Source organism: Stenotrophomonas sp. PS02300 (assembly GCF_029959395.1).
GTDB lineage: Bacteria > Pseudomonadota > Gammaproteobacteria > Xanthomonadales > Xanthomonadaceae > Stenotrophomonas > Stenotrophomonas maltophilia_AD.
Genome location: NZ_JASCOP010000012.1, coordinates 34,046 through 55,751, shown reverse-complemented (window position 1 = coordinate 55,751; position 21,706 = coordinate 34,046). Strand labels below are relative to the sequence as shown.

The 21,706-nt window shown below is 70.0% G+C and carries 10 protein-coding genes and 1 pseudogene; all 11 read right to left on the bottom strand.

Going from position 1 to position 21,706, the window contains the following annotated elements; all coding sequences use genetic code 11:
* Positions 1 to 358 (bottom strand): annotated as a pseudogene (locus tag QMX79_RS04395) (hypothetical protein); the annotation flags it as partial.
* Complete coding sequence (locus QMX79_RS04390) at positions 355 to 1,215, bottom strand: type II secretion system protein GspK (protein ID WP_282244772.1); 861 nt, start codon at positions 1,213 to 1,215, stop codon at positions 355 to 357. The gene QMX79_RS04390 and the pseudogene QMX79_RS04395, both read right to left, overlap by 4 nt.
* Positions 1,212 to 1,844 carry a type II secretion system protein J gene (locus QMX79_RS04385; RefSeq protein ID WP_282244770.1) on the bottom strand — a complete coding sequence of 211 codons (633 nt, stop codon included), beginning with the start codon at positions 1,842 to 1,844 and terminating at the stop codon, positions 1,212 to 1,214. Before QMX79_RS04385 ends, QMX79_RS04390 begins: the two co-directional genes overlap by 4 nt.
* Positions 1,841 to 2,263, bottom strand: coding sequence for a prepilin-type N-terminal cleavage/methylation domain-containing protein (locus QMX79_RS04380; protein WP_282244768.1), 423 nt, complete (start codon positions 2,261 to 2,263; stop codon positions 1,841 to 1,843). The genes QMX79_RS04385 and QMX79_RS04380 overlap by 4 nt, the downstream gene beginning before the upstream one ends.
* On the bottom strand, positions 2,260 to 2,682 hold the full coding sequence (locus QMX79_RS04375; RefSeq protein WP_282244775.1) for a GspH/FimT family pseudopilin: 423 nt from the start codon (positions 2,680 to 2,682) through the stop codon (positions 2,260 to 2,262). The genes QMX79_RS04380 and QMX79_RS04375 overlap by 4 nt, the downstream gene beginning before the upstream one ends.
* A gap of 93 nt (positions 2,683 to 2,775) precedes the next feature.
* Positions 2,776 to 3,210 (bottom strand): type II secretion system major pseudopilin GspG, encoded by a 435-nt coding sequence (gene gspG, locus QMX79_RS04370; RefSeq protein WP_282244766.1) that lies wholly within the window; start codon positions 3,208 to 3,210, stop codon positions 2,776 to 2,778.
* Positions 3,211 to 3,253: 43 nt separating this feature from the next.
* Positions 3,254 to 4,474, bottom strand: a complete 1,221-nt coding sequence (locus QMX79_RS04365) for a type II secretion system F family protein (protein WP_282244764.1) — start codon at positions 4,472 to 4,474, stop codon at positions 3,254 to 3,256.
* Positions 4,475 to 4,476: 2 nt separating this feature from the next.
* Positions 4,477 to 6,210, bottom strand: coding sequence for a type II secretion system ATPase GspE (gspE, locus tag QMX79_RS04360; protein WP_282244762.1), 1,734 nt, complete (start codon positions 6,208 to 6,210; stop codon positions 4,477 to 4,479).
* 118 nt (positions 6,211 to 6,328) lie between these two features.
* On the bottom strand, positions 6,329 to 8,182 hold the full coding sequence (locus tag QMX79_RS04355; RefSeq protein ID WP_282244759.1) for a S8 family peptidase: 1,854 nt from the start codon (positions 8,180 to 8,182) through the stop codon (positions 6,329 to 6,331).
* Positions 8,183 to 8,305: 123 nt separating this feature from the next.
* The gene (locus QMX79_RS04350; protein WP_282244757.1) at positions 8,306 to 16,936 is read right to left on the bottom strand and encodes an ESPR-type extended signal peptide-containing protein; all 8,631 of its coding nucleotides are present in this window, start codon (positions 16,934 to 16,936) and stop codon (positions 8,306 to 8,308) included.
* 576 nt (positions 16,937 to 17,512) lie between these two features.
* Positions 17,513 to 21,397, bottom strand: a complete 3,885-nt coding sequence (gene purL / locus QMX79_RS04345) for a phosphoribosylformylglycinamidine synthase (protein WP_282244755.1) — start codon at positions 21,395 to 21,397, stop codon at positions 17,513 to 17,515.
* Between the last annotated feature and the right edge of the window lie 309 nt (positions 21,398 to 21,706).

Sequence of the window (21,706 nt, the reverse complement as noted above, 5' to 3'; positions counted from 1 at the left end):
GGCGCGGTGCGGCGGCGGCCGGCAGGCGCAGCGGGCGGCGCAGCACCGCGGCGGCCGGCAGCACCCAGTGCCGGGGCAGCGCGCGCAGGCGCGCATCCAGCACCCGCTCCAGGTCTGCCGGGGTGGTTGGCCACGGCAGTTCGGCCACGGCCTGCAGCTGGGCGGCGGTATCGCGGCGCAGCACCAGCTGTTCGGCATGCCGCGACAGCAGCAGGCGCGAACGCGACCAGCCCATCGCCCATTGCCAGCGTAGCGGCAGCCAGGCCAGCAGCGAACGCCGCCACCAGCGCAGGCCATTGCCCACGCCGGGCGCGAACCGTCCCCGTGCCTGCACCAGACTGTCCCGCCATGCCGTCATCGTGCTGCCATTCCCTGTTCCCAGCGAAGTACTGTGTAAGTCGTTCCCGGCGTGCCTGCCGCGCCCATGCGCACTACCGCGCGCAACACCGAAACCCGTCCGCGTTCATCCAGCGCGCGGCTCTCGATACTATAGGTGCCGCTGCCACTGGCAAGCGCGCCGGTCACGTTTTCGTCGCCGGCCGCTTCGGCCCGCTCGCGCTCGGCCAGCAGGCGTTCGGCATCCAGCCCGAGCGCGTTCAACACCGGCCCGGCCGCGAACCGGGGATCCGGACGCGACTGCCGACTGTACAGGGTCAGCATCGGTTCCATCCGTTCATACAGCTCGGCGTCCATGCCCAGCACCCGCTGCAGCTCGCCGAGCGTCTCGAAGCGCCCGTTGCGCGCGCCATACGGCAGGCCGGCCGCCTGGTAATCCGCCGTCTCCGCACCGCCGCCGGGCTGCTTGAGGCTGTCGGGATCGCGCCAATCGGCGATCGCACCCGCCAACTGCTGGGCGCGCCCGGGTTCCACCTCCAACGCGCGCAGGAACGCGGTCAACAAGGCGGTATCGGCCAGGTTGAGGTTGACCTTGCCGTTCTCGTCGATGATCCGCAGGTCGACCTGGCGGCCATCGAAGGTCCAGCGATAGCGACGGCCATCGGCCTGCCACGGCGGTTGCAGCGCGGAGGGACGCAGGCGGAACAGGGCGTACTCCAGCCCGGCGCGCGCATGCTCCTGGCCGATCGCATCGTCACCGATCACCCGCTGCTGCAGGTGTTCGATGCGCGCGCTGAGCGCGAACGCGCCGACCACGGCGGTGAGCAGTGCGATCAACCACAGCACCAGCACCAGCGCTGCACCGCGCGCGCGCCTCACGAGCGAGGCCCGCGCGACTGCGACAACGCGGCCACCATCGGCGGCCATGCCGGGCCCTGCTGCGGCACGATGCGGATCTCCACCAGCAGCGGCAGCCGCCGGGTGTCATCCCAGCGCGTCTGCCACTCGCCCAGCTGGCCGCTGCGCGGATCGATGCCGCGGTAGCGGAAGGCGACCTCGCGCAGCGCGTCGGCCAGCAGTTCCGGCGCGCGGGGCGGGGTTTCGTCGATGCGCTCGCCGTTCTGCACCAGGGTCAGCGCAACGTCCAGCCGCAGTGCATCGCCGTTGCGATTGACCTGCAGCTCATGCACGTAGGGCCCACCGCGGCCGAGATAGCCCGGCAGTTCGGACACGAACAGCATGCGCTGTGGCTCGCCCTGGAAATACAGCGGTTCGCGGGTGGGATCAGGCGGCTCGGCGGCGGTCGGCAGCGCCATGCTGAGGCGCCGGCGCAGGAAACCTTCCACCGCGCGCATGCGCTCGTTCTGCGCGGCCACGCGCTCACCCCGCTGGGCGATGTTCATCGCCGAGCGCACGGTGGCGAAGGCCAGCGCCAGCCCGCCGACCAGCAGCACGGTGGCCAGCAGCACTTCGATCAGGGTGAAGCCGCGTGCGCCGCGCCGGCTCATCGGGGCGCCTCGGGCGTGTTGGGCAACAGCCGCAGCGAACGCCACTGCAGGCGTTCGCCATTGCCTTCACCCCAGCGCACCTGCAGGGTCAGCTGCGCCAGCGTCGGCCCGCTGACGGTGTTCGCGGCGGCCTGCGGCAGCGCACTGGCGCGCGCATCCACGTACGGTTCCACCTGCAGCTCCCAGCGGTAGCGGCCGTCTTCCCAGTCGCCCTGAGAACGCCCTTCCTGCAGGGGTTGTTCGATGCCGGTCGCGGCCAGCAGCGACTGCGCGTGCAGCATCGCGCGGGTGCGCAGGTCGGCGTTGTGCACTTGGCGTGCGGCCCCGGACAGGCTGCCCAGCAGCAGCGTCAACGCCAGCGCCAGCAGCGCGAAGGCGACGATCACTTCCAATAGCGAATAGCCGCGCTGGCGTTTCATTGCGCGCCCCGCACCGGGCCGGAACGCACTTCGCCGGTGATCCAGCTCACGTCGATGCGCCACAGCGCATCGCGTACGCCCAGTTCGATGGTGCCCCCACTGGAGCCGCCGTCGGGATGGAAGGCGATGCCGCCCTTGCCGTTGGCCACGCCGGCAACCTGGCCGGCACCCCGGAAATGGACCTCGAGTGCATCGGGCAGGCTGCCGTGGCGACCGTTGGCGGCTTCCCAGGTGCGCGCCTCGGGATCGATCAGGAAGCGCTGGCGCTCCCCGGTGGCGATGGCCTGGGTGCGCGTGTAGCGCAGCTGGCTGGCCACTTCCTTGCCGGCGTTGCGCAGCCGCACGCCGTCGATGCCACCGTTCATGGCGGTGGCGGTGATCACCCCGATGATCGCGATCAGGGCAACCACGAGCAGCATCTCCAGCAGTGAAACGCCGCGCACGGCGTGCCGTCGCGACGTTGCACGAAGGCGGCGGGTGCGGCAGGGCGCGGCGGACGTACGCAAGCGCGCTTACTCGTACTTGATGTCCGCGTCGTAGCTGCTGCCGCCGACTTTGCCGTCCTTGCCCAGGCTGATCAGGTCGAACGGCTGGCCTTCGCCCGGTGCGCGGTATTCCAGTGCGTTGCCCCACGGATCGTTCAGCTCGCTGGCCTTGGCGTACGGGCCCAGCCAGCCGTTGCTGCCGCCCGGCTGGGTGACCAGGTCGTCCAGCTTGGCCGGCAGCTTGCCGGTATCGAGCTGGTAGTTCTCGATCTTGCCGGCCATGGTCTGCACCTGCGACTTGGCGATGTTGGCCTTGCCGCGATCGGCACCACCGAGCACGCGGCTGCCGACCAGGGTGAGCACCGCGCCGATCAGCACGATGACGATGATGATTTCCAGCAGGCTCATGCCCGACTGGTTGCGCGGCGAGGAAAAGCGGACCAGCTTGCGACGGTGGATCATGGAAGCTCCTTGCAGCATGTCGGAACGAAATGCGCCACGGCGGTCAGCCGATGGCATTGGTGAGGTCGTACAGGGGCACCAGCACGGCCACGATCACCAGGCCGACCACCGAGGCCAGCACCAGGGTGATCACCGGCACCAGCGCCGACAGCAGCCGGTCGATGGCGCGTGCGGTTTCCTGTTCAAAGGTATCGGCGGTCTTGAGCAGCATGACATCCAGCGCGCCGGATTCTTCGCCGACCTGGATCATCTGCAGCGCGAGCCGTGGAAAGCGCTTGCCCTTGGCCAGCGAGGCGGACAGGCCGTTGCCGTTCTTGACCTCGTCACTGGCCGCATCCACGTCGGCGGCCAGCGCGCGGTTGCCCAGCACGTTTCGGGCGATACCCAGGCCGGCCAGCAGCGGCACGCCGTTGCGCAGCAGCGTGCCCAGCGTGCGCGCCAGGCGCGCGGTTTCCAGCTTGGCCACCAGCCCGCCGATGCCCTTGCGCTGCAGCAGCCAGCCATCCAGCGCCAGGCGCGCTGCGGGCTGGCGCAGCTTGCGTTCGGTCACCAGCAGCGCCAGCGCCGGCACCACGATCATCGCCAGCCAGCCCTCGCGCACCACCAGCCCGGCGCTGAGCACCCACTGGGTGAACCACGGCAGCGCCACGTCCAGGCTTTCGTACATCTGCGCGAACTGCGGCACCACGTAGCCCAGCAGGAACAGCAGCGCCCCGCCGACCACCGCGAGCAGGATCGCCGGGTAGATCAGCGCGTTGATCACCCTGCCCTTCAGTTCCTGGCTGCGTTCCAGGTAATCGGACAGCCGCTGCAACGTGTCGTGCAGGCTGCCACCGGCTTCGCCGGCACGCACCATGTTGATGTACAGCCGCGAAAACAGCCCGTGCTGGCGTTCCAGCGCGGTGGACAGCGCCGCACCGCCACGCACCACGTCGCGGATGTCGGTGATCACCCGGCGGCTGCGTTCGTCTTCGGGCAGTTCGAGCAGGATGGTCAGCGCGCGGTCCAGTGGCTGGCCGGCACCGAGCAGGGTGGCCAGCTGCTGGGTGAACTGCACCAGCGCGCCGCCGTCGAACGGCTTGCGCCGCAGCAGCGCCGCCCACGAGGTGCCGCCCGCGCCGCCCTCGGCGGCCAGGCGCGCCTCCATCGGCAGATGGCCCTGGTCCTGCAGCTTCGCGGCCACGTCGGCTTCGCTGGCGGCCTCCATCTGGCCGTCGAACAGCTCGCCGTGCGCGTTGAGGGCCTTGTAGCGGTACTGCGCCATGCTCAGCTTTCCTCGGTCACGCGCAGTACTTCTTCGAGCGTGGTGTGGCCCATCAGCGCCTTGGCCAGGCCATCCTCATACATGGTGCGCATGCCGGCGGCGCGGGCGATCTGTTCCACTTCGCCCATGCCGGCGCGGCGCATCACCGCGCGCCGCAGCTCGTCGTTCATCACCAGGAATTCCATGATGGTGGTGCGCCCCAGGTAGCCGGTCGGCGCGATCGCCGAGGGCTGCGCGCGGTAGAGGTAGATGTCCCCCTCCGGTTGCAGGCGGCGCAGCCCGAACTTCTCGATCTCCTCCGGCGAGGCCAGGTAGCGCAGCGCGTGCTGCGGTTCCAGCCGGCGCACCAGGCGCTGGGCCAGGATGCCGTTGATGGTGGAGGTGAGCAGGTAGTCTTCCACGCCCATGTCGAGCAGGCGGGTGATGCCGCCGGCGGCGTTGTTGGTATGCAGGGTGGACAGCACCAGGTGGCCGGTCAGCGCGGACTGGATCGCGATGCGCGCGGTTTCCAGGTCGCGCATTTCGCCGATCATGATGATGTCCGGGTCCTGGCGCACGATGCTGCGCAGCGCGTTGGCGAAGTCCAGCCCGATCTGCGGCTTGGCCTGGATCTGGTTGATGCCTTCGATCTGGTATTCGACCGGGTCCTCGACGGTGATGATCTTTACATCGGCCGTATTGAGCTGGCTCAGCGCCGTATACAGCGTGGTGGTCTTGCCCGAGCCGGTGGGGCCGGTGACCAGCAGGATGCCGTGCGGCTGCTCGAGCACCTTGCGGAACTGCGGCAGGAACGCATCGGTGAAGCCGAGCCGATGGAAATCGAACACCACGGTGTCGCGATCGAGCAGGCGCATCACCACGCTTTCGCCGTGCGCGGTGGGCACGGTGCTCACGCGCAGGTCCAGTTCCTTGCCCTGCACGCGCAGCATGATGCGACCATCCTGCGGCAGGCGGCGCTCGGCGATGTTCAGCCGCGCCATGATCTTGATGCGGCTGATCACCGCGGCGGTGAGGTTGGCCGGCGGGCTTTCGCCTTCGATCAGCACGCCATCGACGCGATAGCGCACCTTCAGCCGGTTCTCGAACGGTTCGATGTGGATGTCCGACGCGCGCAGTTCCACCGCCCGCTGGATCACCAGGTTGACCAGGCGGATCACCGGGGCTTCGGAGGCCAGGTCGCGCAGGTGCTCGATATCGTCGACCACGCTGCCTTCGCCGTCGGCGGTTTCGATGATGGCGCCCATCGCGCTGCGGCCCTGGCCGAACCAGCGTTCGATGACGTCATCGATCTCCGAGCGCAGGCCCACGTGCAGGCGCACCGGCACCGCCATTGCCAGCTGCACCGCATCGGCGGTGTACGGCTCCTGCGGGTCGCTCAGCCACAGGTCGAGCACGCCGTCGTGCAGCGCCAGCGGGCAGGCATGGAATTGTTTGAGGAAGCGCAGCGACAACGGCAGCGCATCGATCAGGGATTCGGGGGGCGCTTCGGGAACGCCCTTGCCCTCCAGCAGCGGCAGCCCCAGCACGTCGGCACAGGCCTGCGCGTGGTCGCGTTCAGACACCAGGCCCAGCCGCACCAGCAGCGGCAGCAGGCTGCCACCGGCTTCACGCTGCAGCGGACGGGCGCGGGCCAGGTCGGCCTCCTTCAGCCGCCCGTTGCGCAGCAACAGCGCCACGATGCGGGTTTCCGCATCCATGGCTGACTCTTCAGCAAGATCGTGGGTTACCGCATTCACGAAAGCTCTCCTGGCGACCCGCAGACTTTAGCAGTTCGCCGTGATGCCACATGCGGTGGTGGCCAATGAAAAACGGGAGCCCGTCACATGACGGGCTCCCGCAGGGTGCTGCCGACCGTTACTGGACGGCCTGGATGCTCACGTTGCTGTAAGCCGATTCACCCACCAGCTTGATGTAGTAAGTGCCCGCCGCCGGTGCGGTGAAGCGCACGGTTTCACTGTTGCCCGGACGCGAGGACTTGGCATCGAAGTCGGTCGCGGTCGGCTCGGCGCCGGCGCTGACGTACAACGACACGTTGCCGCTGCCACCGTAGGTGAGGAAGCTGAGCGTCTTGCCCGCCGTCGCTTCGAAGCTGTACAGCGTTTCGCTGCCACCGGCACCGGTCAGCCCGCTGACCGCCACGCGGTTGGTAAGCGGCGTCGCATCCGGCGCGCAATCGACCGTGCACGGTTCTTCCAGGGCCTTGTCCAGTGCCCCCTTGGCGTCGACGATGCCGCTGCCGATCGGGGTGGCCGCCGGGATGGTCACCGGGAAGTTGCGGGCGCTCTGCTTGAGCAGGGTCTCCAGCTGCGCCGGGGTCAGCGGGTCCTTGCCGGCCGAGGCCAACGCGCCCTGCACCAGCGCGGCCACGGCGGCAACGTGCGGCGAGGCCATCGAAGTGCCGCCCATGCCCATGTAGCTGTAGGCGCCGGAGGTCGGGGTGGTCAGGCCGTTGTAGCCGGCCTGCCAGACGTAGCCGCCCGGGTTGCCATCCACGCCGCCGCCACCGCCCGGACCGGACAGGTCCACGGCCGCGCCGAAGTTGGAATACGACGCGATGCCGCCGGTGATGCGGGTGGCACCCACGGCGATCACGTTGGCGCAGCTGGCCGGACGGTAGCCCGAGGCATTGGACGCCTGGTTGCCGGCGGCCACCACCACGGTGGTGCCGCGCGAGACCGCGCCGTTGATCGCATCCTGGTAGGCCGGGTCGCACGCACCACCGCCGCCCAGGCTCATGTTGATCACTTCGGCCGGATTCGGGTTGGCCGGCACGCCGGCTACGGTGCCACCGGACGCCCAGGTGATCGCATCGGCGATGTCGGACAGGTAGCCACCGCACTTGCCGAGCACGCGCACCGGCAGCACCTTGGCCTTGTATGCGAGGCCGGCCATGCCGACCGTGTTGTTGGTCGCCTCGGCGACCGTACCGGACACGTGGGTACCGTGCCAGGAGCTGTCTTCGGCGAGCGAGCCGGCATAGCACTCGTTGTCGTTCTCTACCCAGTCGCCGTAATCCAGCGCACCGGGCACGCGTTCATCGGTGGGACGGCGCGAGGTTTCGGCATCGCTGATGAAGTCATAGCCTTCCAGCAGGGTACCGGCGGCGAAGTCCGGGTGCTGCGGCAGGATGCCGGTATCGAGCACCGCCACCACGACGCCTTCACCCTGGGCCACGTCCCACGCGGCCGGCGCGTTGACACCGCCGGTGGCGCTGTGAAGGTGCCACTGGTACTGCTGGTAGTACTGATCGTTCGGCACCAGCTGCGCGGTTTCCTTGGCGCGCACATCGGCGCGCTGCAGCTTGACGTCCACCGCAGCGTACTGGACCGACGGGTCGGCCTGGATTTCCTTCAGCACTTTCTGCAGGTCGGCCTGGCTGAGCTTGCCCTGCAGGCGGATCACATCGGCACCGGTGCCGAGCCGGCGCAGCACCTGCGGGCTGGCCGCCGCGGCACGCGAGGCGGTGGCGCCAAGGCTGGCGCGCGAGACCGCCGAGGTCACCGTGGACAGCTTTGCCGAGCGGTCGGAGGCGGCCGCGCTGCCGGGCGCGTACTTGACGATGATGCGTTGGGAACCCTGTTGGGCGACGCTGGCCTGCTTCGCGGGTTCCTTGACCGGCAAACCGGCGGCATAGGCGCTGGCGCCCACGGACAGCGACAGCACGGCGGCTGCCAGCACGTTGATGCGAAGGTTCTGCTTCTTGGTCACGGTGTAATCCTCTTCAAGGTCATGGATCAAACGACTGTTCAGGCCAACACTCCATGCGGAAACCCCGGCCGGCCCTGGCCAGGGTTTCCGTGACCCGCCCCCTCAGGCCTTGCATTGCTTTGCTTACCAGCCGAAGCCGGCACCGACGCCGACCGAGCTGTCATCGCTGCTGAACGCACCGCCGACAGTGACGGTGGCGCGCTCGCTGAGCGCACGCTGGTAACCCAGCGACAGCGCCGATTCGCCGCTCTGGAAGCCGACACCGACGCCGACGCGGTTCTGCGTGCGGATGCCGGCGGCACTGGTGGCCATGTTCAGCATCGCGGCGTTCATCGCCCCCTGGCGATCGATGCGACGGTCCTGATGACGCAGGCGTTCGTCGATTTCACCCTTGTAGATGTCGAACGTGTCGGCCATCGCGCTGTAGCGCTGGTCGGTGTAGCTGTTGGCGGCGGCGACGCCACCATCCAGCTGGCCCTTGTTGACCGCATCGGTGGCGGCGCTGCCGGCGGCCACGTTGGTGACCTGGCGTTCGGCACCAACGGCACCCACCGAGACCGTGTCGGCGCGGTCGGCGACCGAGCCCTGGCCCAGCGCGACCGAGTTGGCGGCCGTGGCGCTGGCCCCCTGCCCGATCGCGGTGGCCGAGGCCCCGCTGGCCACCGCACCGTCGCCCATCGCCACCGAGGTGACCGGTGCCACCGCTGCCACAGGCTGCGGGGCGCCGACACTGGCGGCGGTCGGCGTGCCCTGCACGACCGGCGCATCGGCACTGGCCACGCGGGCGGTGTCGCTGCTGGCGGCCGTGGTCGCCGCGGTATCGGCAGCATCGGGTGCGGCAGCCACGCTGGCGGTGGACGCCGATGCGGTGCGCGCGCGCGCCGCGTTGCTGCCACCGTTGGCCACGCGCTGGTCGAGGTCGGTGACCTTGGCATCCAGCGCGCCCAGCGCATCGCCCACGTTGTTGTAGGTGGTGCCCTGGATCACGTAGTTGGGCGCCACGAACACGCCCTGCATGCCGATGCTGGCGCCGCCGCCGAGGAAGCTGGCGGTGTCGGTCAGGGCCTGGAACAGCTGGCCGCCGTTGACGGCCTGGCGGCTGCCGCTGGCGATCGAACCGGTGGCGACGTTATCCAGCGTGGTGCCGTCCAGGCCGGACAGGGTGAGCGTGTCGCGGGTGCTGTCGTCGTAGGTCAGCGCGTTGGCGGTGACGTTCTCCACCGAGCCGATGCGGTCGTCGATGTCACCGACCCGGGTTTCCACTGCGCCCACGCGCTGGTTGGTGGTGTTGAGCTGGCCGCCGGTCACCGCATCGGTGCTGCCGGCGGCGATGCGACCGGCCGCGACATTGACGATGCGACGGGTGGCCGGCGAATCGGTGCCGTTGCCGCCACCGACCGAGACCACGTTGGCTTCCACCGCACGCGAGCCCGCGCCCAGGGCCACCGAATTGGCCCCGGATGCACCCGCGCTGGAACCGATGGCGATGCCGTTGGCGCCGTTGCTGACGAACGCACCGTTGCCGATGGCCACGCCGTTGGTGGCGTTGGTCGAGGCCAGGCGGCCGAGCACCGTGCTGTTGTCGCCGCGTGCGGAGGCATCGGCGCCCACGGCGGTCGCGCCGGTGGCCGATGCGGTGGCCGCGGTGCCCAGCGCGCTGCTGCGGGTGCCACTGGCGGTGGCGCCGGAACCGGCCGCCAGCGCATCGGTGCCACTGGCGGTGGCGACGCCGCTGCCGCTGGCCTTGAAGCGCTGGCCGACCGCGTCTGCGGTGGCGGACACGCTGTCCAGCTGCGCCTTGTTCACCGCATCGGTGGCATTCACTGCCGCGCCGACGTTGGTGATGCGGCGCGTGGCCGGACCGGTGGTGCCGTTGCCGCCACCCACCGAGACCACGTTGGCTTCGGTGGCGCGCGAGCCTGCGCCCAGGGCCACGCTGCCCGTGCCGCTGGCCCAGGCGCTCTTGCCCAGCGCAGTGGCGTTGAGGCCACTGTAGGCGTAGCTGTCCTGGCCGATCGCGGTGGAGCCGGCCGAGGTGGCCCAGGCCAGCTGGCCCACGGCGGTGGTCTGTGCCGCAGTGGCCCAGGCACTGGCGCCGCCGGCGAAGCTGTTGGCCCCGCTGGCCTGCGCGCTGTTGCCGATGGCGATGCCGTAAGCACCCGAGGCGGTGCTGCCCCAGCCGAACGCGGAGGCGTAATCGCCACTGGCTTCGGCGCCGTAGCCCAGCGCGGTGGTACGCACCCCGCTGGCGGCACTGAACGCGCCGACGGCGGTGCTGTAGTCGCTGCCGGCTTCGGCGCTGTAGCCGAAGGCCGACGACTGCACCCCGGCCGACGTGGCGCCGGCACCGCTGGCGGTGCTGAACGCACCGGTGGCCTGTGCGCCGGCACCCAGTGCCGTGGCGCCGGTGCCGCTGGCGCTGGTGGCCTTGTCCAGCAGCACGTTGCCGTTGGCATCTTCGTAGTACAGCGAACCACCGATGGCGGTGGCCGAATCGGCGGTGGCCGAGGCGTTGTAGCCCGACGCCGATGCATAGCGACCCGACGCCAGCGAACCGCTGCCGTAGGCCGACGCACCGGTGCCGAACGCGTTGGACGCTTCGCCTGCGGCGGTGGCGTAGGTGCCATCGACGTAGCTGCCCACGTCATCGCCATTGCCGCTGCCCGAGGCCTTGAAGTAGCGGTTGGTTTCCTCGGCGGTATCGGCCACGGCGTTGAGCTGGTCGAGGTTGACCGCGTCGGTGCCTTCGGTACCGGCGGCCACGTTGGTGATCTGCCGCTGCGCGGTGGCGGTGCCGACCGAGACGCTGTTGTCGCGGTCCGCGCTGGAGCCCGCGCCCAGGGCCACGCTGTTCACGCCGGTGGCCGTTGCGCTTTCGCCCAGCGCGGTGGCGCTGGCCGCATCGGCCCACGAGTTCCAGCCGACCGCGGTGGCGTAGTCATCGGTGGCCCAGGCACCGGCACCGAAGGCCGATGCGCCGGTGCCCGATGCACGTGCCGGAATGAACCCGAAGAACGTGCTGCCGCCGACGGCGACGCTTTCGTCGCCGGTGGCTTCGCTGAACTCACCCACCGCAACCGCACTGGCACCGGAGGCGGTAGCCGCTGCGCCGACGGCGGTGGCGTAGGCATTGGACGCAACCGCGCCGTAACCCAGTGCCGACGACAGTTCGCCCGTAGCTTCACTGTAGCCACCGAACGCCGACGCACCGGCTTCAGACGCCGTGGAACGGAAGCCGTTGGCGGTGGCCTGCTGGCCCGACGCGATGGCTTCGCTGCCACCGGCCGTGCTGTACGCACCGGAGGCCTGCGCACCGGCGCCCACGGCGCTGGCACCGATCTCGCTCGCGGCGGCACCGTTGCCGATGGCCACGCTGTCTTCGCCGGTCGCCTGGGCCTCGCTGCCCAGCGCCGCCGCACCGTCACCGCTGGCGAGCGCGTTGAAGCCGATGGCGGTGGCGTTGTTGGCCAGCGCGTTGGCACCACTGCCGAGTGCACTGGCGCCATCACCGATCGCATTGGACGCTTCACCCGCCGCCAGTGCGTTGTCGCCTTCCACATAGGCGCCGGCATCGCTGTCATCGCTGCCGCTGGCCTGGAAGTACTTGCTGGTGGTTTCGGCCACCGCCGCCACTTCCTTCAGCTGCGCCACGTTCACCGCATCGGTGTCTTCGGTACCGGCCCCCACGTTGGTGATCTGGCGGTCAATCGCGTCATGCACCACGCCGGCCGCATCGGTCCAGGCTTCGGCCGCACCGACCGATACCGTGTTGGCACGGTCAGCCAGCGTGCCGGCGCCGAGCGCGACACTGTTTTCGGCGTCCTTGGTGGTCCAGGTATTGCTGCCCACCACGGTCGCGTTCAGCGCCTGCGCGTAGCTGTTGTAGCCGACCACGGTGGCGCCGTCCTCGGTGGCCCACGCCTCGCTGCCGACGGCCGTGGTCTGGATGCCCTGGGTGCTGCTGTTGGCATCGGCACCGGCCAGGGCGTTGAAGCCGACCGCCACGCCGTTCTGTGCGGTGGCCGCGTTGTTGCCCAGCGCCACGCCGTATTCGCCGGCGTTGGCCTGCACGCCGAACGCGGCACCGGCCACGTTGGCACGCGTGCCCTGGCCCACCGCGGTGGCGACTTCGTCCGCATAGCTGTAGGTACCGATCGCGGTACCGAAGAAGGCCGCCGTGGCGCCCGCACCGAATGCACTGGCGGCCCAGCCGTCGGCCGTGGCGAAGTTGCCGATGGCCGTGGTTTCGCGCCCCAGTGCCCACGCGCCGTAACCCACGGCGGTGGAGGCCAGGCCAGTGGCTTCCGAACCGGCACCGATGGCGACCGCGCCGAAGCCCTGCGACAGCGCGCCGCCGCCGATGGCCACCGAGGCGTTGCCGCTGGCCGCGCTGAGGTCACCCACCGCCACCGCACCTGCACCGCTGCTGGCGGCATTGCTGCCCACGGCCACCGCGTTGTCGGCCGTGGCCGTGGCATTGAAGCCCACTGCGGTCGCCTCGTTGGCAACCACCGTGCTGCCCGCACCCAGCGCGGTGGCGCCGTTGCCGATGGCGTTGCTGGCTTCACCGGCGGCCAGCGCATCATCGCCGTCGACGAAGGCACCGGCATCGCTGGCATCGCTGCCGCTGGCCTGGAAGTACTTGCTGGTGGTGGCGGCCGCATCGGCCACCGCGTTGAGCTGGTTGAGGTTCACCGCATCGGTGCCGTCGGTACCGGCGGCGACGTTGGTGACCTGGCGCTCACTGCCAACGCTGCCGACCGACACGCTGTCGTCGCGGTCGGCGATGGAATCGGCACCGAGCGCGACGCTGTTTTCGCCTTCGGAGGTGGCGGCATTACCCAGCGCAGTGCTGTTCAGGCCCGGCGACCATGCGCCGCCGCCGACGGCGGTGGAGTAGTTGCCGGAGGCTTCGGTGGGCAGCAGGCCGAACAGCGCGCCACCGATGGCCACGCTGTTGGTGCCGCTGGCCAGGCTGCCCTGGCCGGTGGCGGTGCTGTACGCGCCGCTGGCTTCGGCGTCGCCGCCGAGCGCCACGCTGTTGGACCCGGTGGCCTGGGCGAAGCTGCCCAGCGCGGTAGCGTTGAACGCCGTGGCGGCGGCATAGCCACCGATCGCGGTGGTGTAGCCGGCGGTCGCTTCCGAGGCAAAGCCGTAGCCGGCCGACAAGGTGCCGCTGACCACGCTTTCCGCGCCGACCGCAGTGGCGCCCGAGCCGCTGGCGGTGCTGTAGTACCCGAGCGCCACCGACTCCTCACCGGCCGCTTCGGACAGCGCGCCGCTGGCAAGGCTGCCTGCGCCGGAGGCGATGCTGGCCGCGCCATTGGCGGTGCTCTGCTCACCCGAGGCCAGGCTTTCGGCGCCATTGGCGGTGGCGTATTCGGCGGTGGCCTGCGCATCGGCGCCGGTGGCCGTGGCACTGCCCGCGCTGGCCAGTGCATTCAGGCCAACCGCGGTAGCGCCATCCGCCAGGGCGAACGCGCCACTACCCACGGCCGAGGCACCGGTGCCACTGGCGAAGCTGCTGGAACCCACCGCCGTGGCGTAATCGCCATCGGTAGCGGCGTTGGAACCGGCGGCCACGCTTTCCTCGCCACCAGCGACGGCGACGCCATCCCCCGTGGCCTGGAACTTGTCGGTGGCCGCAGTGAGCTGGTCGACGTTCACTGCATCGGTGCCTTCGGTACCGGCCGCGACCTGGGTGATCTGGCGCTGCTGGTCGTCGTTGCCGACCGACACCGTATAGGCACGATCGGCGCGTGCGCCGGCGCCCAGCGCCACCGCGTTGGCGGCACTGGCGTTGCTGCCGGCACCGATGCCGATGGCGCTTTCACCGCCGGCCACCACGTTGGTGCCGATGGCGATGGTGTTGATGCTGTTGCCCAAGGCCTGGTAGCCCACCGCGACGCTGTTGTCGCCGTAGCCGAACGCACCACGGCCGAGTGCGGTGGAGCTGTTGCCGCGCGCCCAGCTGTTGTAGCCGACCGAGGTGGCACCGCTGCCATCGGCCCACGCCGCATAGCCCACGGCGGTGGCCTTGGCCTCGGTGGCCCACGCACTGGAACCGAACGCGGTGGCCCCATCGCTGGTGGCCCACGCATAGGCACCGGTCGCGGTGCTTTCGCTGCCGCTGGCGAAGGCGTTGTCGCCCTGCGCAACGCTGTATTCACCGGTGGCGCGCGACTTGTAGCCCTGTGCCAGGCTGTTGTCGCCGGTGGCCTGTGCGCCGCTGCCGTAGGCGTTGCTGAGCGCGCCGGTGGCCTGTGCACCTGCACCGACCGCGACGGCATCCTGCGCGGCGGTGGTACCGACCGTCACCGCGTTGCCGTCGGCATCCACGATCGGCGAGTTGTATTGGTCGTAGGCCTGGCCGACGCCACCAATGGCGACGCTGCCGTTGCCCGTGGCGGCGACATTGCGGCCGACGGCCACCGTGTCATCGCCCACTGCGGATGCACCGTTGCCCACCGAGGTGGCGCCTGCGCCGATCGCATTGCTGGCCTCGCCTGCCGCGAGCGCGCCATCGCCATCGGCGAACGCGCCGACGTCGCTGTCCTGCGAGGGGTTGGCTTTGAAGCGGTAGGCGGTGCCGTCTGCGGTCTCGGCGACGGCATCGAGCTGCGCCTTGTTGACCGCATCGGTGGCTTCGCTGCCGGCGGCGACATGGGTGATCTGGCGTTCGTTGTCGACATCGCCGACCGACACCGTGTTGTCGCGCACGGCAGTGGAGTTGGCGCCCAGGGCGACGCTGTTGGCACCGCGTGCGGTGCTGTAGAAGCCCACCGCCGTGCTCAGTTCACCGCTGGCCCAGCTTTCCGCACCCAGCGCGGACGCGCCTTCGCCCGGTGCGTAGGCGAAGTAGCCCACGGCGGTAGCTTCCGTGCCCGAGGCTTCGCTGAGCGTGCCATTGGCCACGGCGTAGTCGCCGCTGGCGATGGCACCGCCACCCACGGCGGTAGCGGCTTCGCCGCTGGCCTGGGTCTGCACGAAGAAGCCCAGGCCGGGAATCAGGTCGGCCGGGCCACCGATGGCGGTGCTGCTGGTGCCGGCGGCCACGCTCTGGGTGCCCACGGCGGTGGCGTAATCGCCGGTGGCGTTGGCCACCGCGCCGAACGCGGAGGACTGTGCACCGGCGGCGTATGCGCCTACGCCGTATGACGAGGCCGCGAAACCGGATGCTTCAGCGCTGGCGCCGACGGCGGTACCACCGACGCCTGCGCTCGTCGCACCGGTATCGACCGGCACGCCGCCGTTGGTGATCAGCGGGTTGCCGTCTTCATCGACGGCGGCGCCACCGACGGCGACGCTGCCCGGGCCATTGGCCTGTGCGTTGGTGCCGAAGGCCGCGCTGTTCTGGCCGCTGGCCAGCGCGTTGTAGCCCACGGCCGTGGCGTTCTGCGCAACCGCCGTGGCGCCGCTGCCGAGCGCGGTGGTGCCGTTGCCGAGCGCATTGGTGGCTTCGCCCACGGCCGTGGCGTTGTCGCCGTCGGCAAAGGCGCCGGCATCGCTGTCGGCGCTGCCGGTGACCTGCACGTACTTCGCCGTGGTGCCTGCGACCTCGCCCACTTCGTCCAGCTGGGCCTTGTTGACCGCATCGCCGGCTTCGGTGCCGGCGGCGACGTTGGTGATCTGCCGCTGCAGGCCGTTGTTGTTGCCGACCGACACGGTGTCCACGCGATCGGCATAGGAGCCGGCGCCGAGCGCGACGCTGCCCACTGCGACCGCTGCGGAGTTTGAACCCAGTGCCGCACTGAAGTCGGCGACCGCCGTGCTGAACGCACCCACCGCAATCGACGCTTCGCCACCGCTGCCGGCACCGCGGCCGAGCGAGGTACTGCCTGCGCCGATGGCCAGTGCGCCGCCACCGATGGCGGTGGCGCCGTCGGCGCTGGCTTCGGCCAGGCCGCCAATCGCCGTTGCCGCGCCGTTTTCACTGGCGGCGAACGCGGACGCGCCGAGCGCTACGTCACCGAGCCCGAACGCCATCGCGCTCTGCCCCACCGCAACGGTGGCGTCGCCGATGGCCAGGCTGTTCTGGCCGAATGCGCTGCCGCCCAGGCCCGCAGCAACGGCATCGCTGCCCACGGCCGTGGTGGCGTTGGCCAGCGCCTGGCTGTTGTGGCCGAGTGCGGTGGCGCCATCGCCGTCGGCGGTGGCATCGGCGCCGGCCGCAAGCGCGCCGTCACCGTCGATGCTGGCCGCATCGCTGTTGTTGTTCTCGCCGTCTGCCTTGAAGTAGCGCGTCGCGCTCGCGGCGGTGGCCGCCACGATATCCAGCTGCGCCTTGTTCACCGCATCGGTGGCTGCGGTACCGGCGGCCACGTTGGTGACCTGGCGTTCCTTGCCGGCATCGCCGACCGAAACGGTGTTGGCGCGTGTAGCGCGTGAGCCGGCGCCGAGCGCCACGCTGTTGGCCGCCGAGGCGGTGCTGTTGCTGCCGATGGCCACGGCGTTCGCGCCCGACGCGGTCGCATTGCCATCCACCACGCAGCTGTCGATCACGTTGCTGTTGAGCACCACGCAGTTGGCGTTGCCACCCACTTCCACCGACTGCGCATGCGCACCGGAGGGCGCGCCGGCCATGCCTAATCCCAGCGTCAACGCAATGGCGGCCGAGAGCACGGCGCCACCGCGCGTGTCGGAAGATCGTCGCTGATCGATGACCACGCCCGGGGTCTGGCTGCTGGCGAGTTCGGAGGCAACGACCATCTGCCCCAGTGCTTTGTTCCAGACCTTGCGATAAATCCGATTCATCGATGCGACTCCTGGTTGGCTGGTTTTGGGCAAAGCGACGCCAACGCCGGGCCGCGTGGCCCAACGTCCCCTGGGGGCGTTTTCCGCTTGATTTACTGCGTTGTGCCGGATGGCGCGCTCACGGCGCGATCAACGAACAGAGAACTCGCCATCCTTGCGGTTACTTCCGAACTGAACGATTGCAAACTGAGAACTCAGTGTTAACGCAGGGTTTTCAGAACGTCAAGACTTTGACAGTAGAAATTGTTCTAACGCGAGAAGCGTCACAAATTCGGCCATTCATGCGGCGCATTTGTTAGATGCATGTGAGTAACGATCATCACGCGTGAAACGCGATGTAACTCATTGCCGCGTATTGGTTCGCGCGTGCTGCACACGTGTATTTTTCACGTGGCCTTCACTGATGTGCGCTGCGCGCGCCGTGTTTCCATACGCCTGCGTCGCGAAAAACGCGCACGCACGCGATGGCGCGCTGCGACATCGGCAACGTGTGATGTGAAGACGGATTTGCGCGAATGGGAGGTGTTGCGTGGGCCGGCAAATGGCCGGCCCTACCCGTTCAACGAGCGTGGTGCGTCAGTTGCACCACACCCGGGCGTTGCGGAACATGCGCAGCCACGGCGAGTCGCCGTTCCAGTCGGCCGGACGCCAGCTCAGGTTCACCGCGCGCGGGGTGCGCTCCGGGTGCGGCATCATGATCGTCACGCGGCCATCGGTGGTGGTCAGGCCGGTGATGCCGTCGGGCGAGCCGTTCGGGTTCAGCGGGTACTGGCTGGCCACGTTGCCGTCGCCATCGACGTACCGCAGCGACACGCGCGCGGCGGCCTGGTCGACGGCGTTGGCGAACACCGCCTGGCCTTCACCGTGCGCCACCGCCACCGGCAGGCGCGAACCGGCCATGCCACGCAGCAGGATCGACGGCGATTCGACGATCTCCAGCAGCGCGGTGCGCGCTTCGAACTGCTCGCTGCGGTTGCGGCGGAACTGCGGCCAGTGCTCGGCACCGGGGATGATGTCCTTGAGCTGGCTCAGCATCTGGCAGCCGTTGCACACGCCCAGCGCAAAGCTGTCCTGGCGGGCAAAGAAGCTGGCAAAGGCATCACGCAGCGCGCTGCGCTCCAGCACCGAGGTGGCCCAGCCGCGGCCGGCACCCAGCACGTCGCCGTAGCTGAAGCCGCCACAGGCGGCCAGGCCGGTGAAGTCGGCAAGATCCACGCGGCCGGCAATCAGGTCGCTCATGTGCACGTCCACGCTGCGGAAGCCGGCGCGTTCGAAGATGTTGGCCATCTCGATCTGGCCGTTGACGCCCTGCTCGCGCAGCACCGCCACGCGCGGACGCGCGCCGGTGTTGATGAACGGCGCGGCCACGTCTTCGTTGAGGTCGAAGCTGAGCTTCGGCTTCAGGCCCGGCGCGGTGAAGCTGCGCGCGATGGCGCGCTCCTGGTCGGCGTTGTCGGGGTTGTCGCGCAGCTTCTGCATGGCGTGGGTGACCGACCACCAGGCATCGAACAGCGCTTCCCAGCGCCACTCCACCAGGCTTTCGCCCTGCAGCGAGACGCGCACCACCGGGGCGGTGGTCGGGCGGGCGATGCGCTGGGCGCATTCGGTCAGTGCATGGCGCTCGACCAGGTCGGCGAAGGCCGCGCGGTCTTCGCGGGCGATCTGCACCACCGCACCCAGCTCTTCGTTGAACAGGCTGCGGAACGGGTCATCGCCCCACGCATCCAGGGTGATGTCCAGGCCCTGGCGCGAGGCGAAGGCCATTTCGCACAGCGCGGCGAACGCGCCGCCATCGCTGCGGTCGTGGTAGGCCAGCAGCAGGCCGGACTGGCGTGCATCGCGGATCAGGTCGAAGAACGCACGCAGGCGCTGCGGGTCGTCCAGGTCCGGCACGGCACCGGCAAACGCCGGCAGCGCGCTGTGGTCGGCGTGCACCTGGGCCAGGATCGAACCGCCCAGGCGCTGCTTGCCGGCGCCCAGGCCGATCAGCCACAGCTCGCTGTCGGTCTCGCGGTCCAGCAGCGGGGTCAGCTGGGTGCTGGCATCGGCCACCGGCGCGAACGCGGTGATCACCAGCGACACCGGCGACACCGACTTGTGCGCCTCACCGGCGTCGTGCCACTGCGCCTGCATGGACAGCGAGTCCTTGCCGACCGGGATGCTCAGGTCCAGCTGCGGGCACAGTTCCATGCCCACCGCACGCACCGCGTCGTACAGCAGCGCGTCTTCGCCGTTGTGGCCGGCCGCGGCCATCCAGTTCGCCGAAAGCTTCACGGTTTCCAGCGCATCGACCGGGGCCGCGCACAGGTTGGTGATCGCTTCGCCCACCGCCATGCGCGCCGAGGCGGCGGCATCGAGCAGGGCCAGCGGGGTGCGTTCGCCGATCGACATCGCCTCACCGGCCAGCGTATCGAAACCGGCCAGGGTGATGGCAACGTCGGACATCGGCAGCTGCCAAGGACCGATCATCTGTTCGCGTGCGGTGAGGCCGCCGACGCTGCGGTCACCGATGGTGACCAGGAAGTTCTTCGACGCCACCGACGGGTGCGCGAGCACGCGCAGGCCGGCCTCGTGCAGGTCCAGGCCACCGGTCTTCAGCGCCGGCCAGCGCGGTGCCGGCGGGTGGGCGGTGTCGCGGTGCATCTTCGGCGGCTTGCCGAACAGCACGTCCATCGGCAGGTCGATCGGGGCATCGGCCGGGATGTTGCCGACGGTGGCACCGTAGGCCACCACCAGGCGTTCCTCGGCCGTGGCCACGCCAACGGCGGCGAACGGGCAGCGCTCGCGTGCGCACAGCGCGGCGAACTCGGCCAGGCGCGCCTGCGGCACGCCGAGCACGTAGCGCTCCTGCGATTCGTTGCACCACAGCTGCATCGGCGACAGCGACGGGTCGTCGGTGGGCACCTTGCCCAGGTCGATCACACCGCCCACGCCGGAGTCGTGCAGCAGTTCCGGAATCGCGTTGGACAGACCACCGGCGCCGACGTCGTGGAACCAGCGGATCGGGTTGTCCAGGCCGAGCGCGACGCAGCGGTCGATCACTTCCTGGCAACGGCGTTCCATTTCCGGGTTGTCGCGCTGCACGCTGGCGAAATCGAGGTCCTCGGCGCTTTCGCCGGAGGCCACCGAACTGGCGGCACCGCCGCCCAGGCCGATCAGCATGGCCGGGCCGCCGAGCACGATCACCGCATCGCCGGGCTGCAGCTTCAGCTTCTCGACCTGGACCTGGTCGATCGCGCCGAGGCCACCGGCCAGCATGATCGGCTTGTCGTAGGCGCGGGTCAGGCCATCGCCTTCGGGCAGCTCGAAGCTGCGGAAGTAACCCAGCAGGTTCGGGCGGCCGAACTCGTTGTTGAAGGCGGCGCCGCCGAGCGGGCCCTCCAGCATGATGTCCACCGCCGGGGCCATGCGCGGGTTCAGCGCGCGCGGCGCCTCCCACGGCTGCGGCAGGGTCGGGATGCGCAGGTGCGAGACCGAGAAGCCGGTCAGGCCGGCCTTGGGCTTGCCGCCGCGGCCGGTGGCGCCTTCATCGCGGATTTCACCGCCGGCGCCGGTGGAGGCGCCCGGGAACGGGGCGATCGCGGTCGGGTGGTTATGGGTTTCCACCTTGATGCAGAACGCCGAATCGACCACCGCTTCGCTGCGGTATTCGCCCGTGGCCGGGTCCGGCCGATAGCGCGCGGCCGGGAAGCCGGCCACCACCGCCGCGTTGTCGCTGTACGCGCTGAGCGTGTGCTGCGGGGTCTGCTGGTGGGTGTTCTTGATCATGCGGAACAGCGAATGGGCCTGGTCGGCGCCATCGATGGTCCAGCTGGCGTTGAAGATCTTGTGCCGGCAGTGCTCGGAATTGGCCTGCGCGAACATCATCAGTTCCACGTCCGACGGCTTGCGGCCCAGGTCGCCGAAGCGCTGGCGCAGGTAGTCGATCTCGTCCTGGGCCATGGCCAGGCCCAGGCGGCGGTTGGCCGCCTCCAGGTCTTCCAGCGCCACCCGCTCCAGCTCGCCACGGGCCGGCGCGGTGAACAGCGCCTGGGCCTGGGCGGCATCGTCCAGCACGGACTGGGTCATCGGGTCATGCAGCGCGCGGATCACCGCCTCGCGGGCGGCCGCGTCGGCCGGCCAGCCGGCCAGGTCGATGCGCAGGCCACGTTCCACCCGGCGGATCGGCTGCCCGGCGCCACGCACCAGCTCGGTGGCCTTGCTCGACCACGGCGACAGCGTGCCCAGGCGCGGCACCACGAAGCGGGAGATGGCCCCGGCCTCCTGCGGCGCCAGCGCGGGCTGGGCTTCCAGGATCCGGCTCAGGATCGCCGGGTCCGGGGTCGCATCGCCCTCGGTCTGGATGAAGTACACGTGCCAGGCACCGGTGATGCGCAGGTCGGCGGCCAGGGACTGCAGGCGGGATTCAAGACGTTCGCGGCGGAACGGCGAAAGGGCGGATGCGCCCTCGAGGACCATCATGTCCGGGGAACCGTGGTTGGAGACGGGGCCCACTATTGTACCGGTCCGTGCCCGCCGGTGGTCAGTCGCCGGGTCGGTTCCGGGCCGGCCGCCGCCGGTCAGGGCGAATGCACCGGCCGCCCGAACCTTGCGCTGGCGCACGGATTGGCCGGGCAAACCATGACAACGTTGCCACCACCTGCCAAGCCTCCCGCCCGGCAGGCCCGCGTCCGCCCCCTCTGCTGTTGCCGGCCTCTCTCACCGGCCCCGGACCTGCTGCAACGCTGGCCGACACCCTGCCGCCCAGCGCCCACCACCTGATCGGAGTAC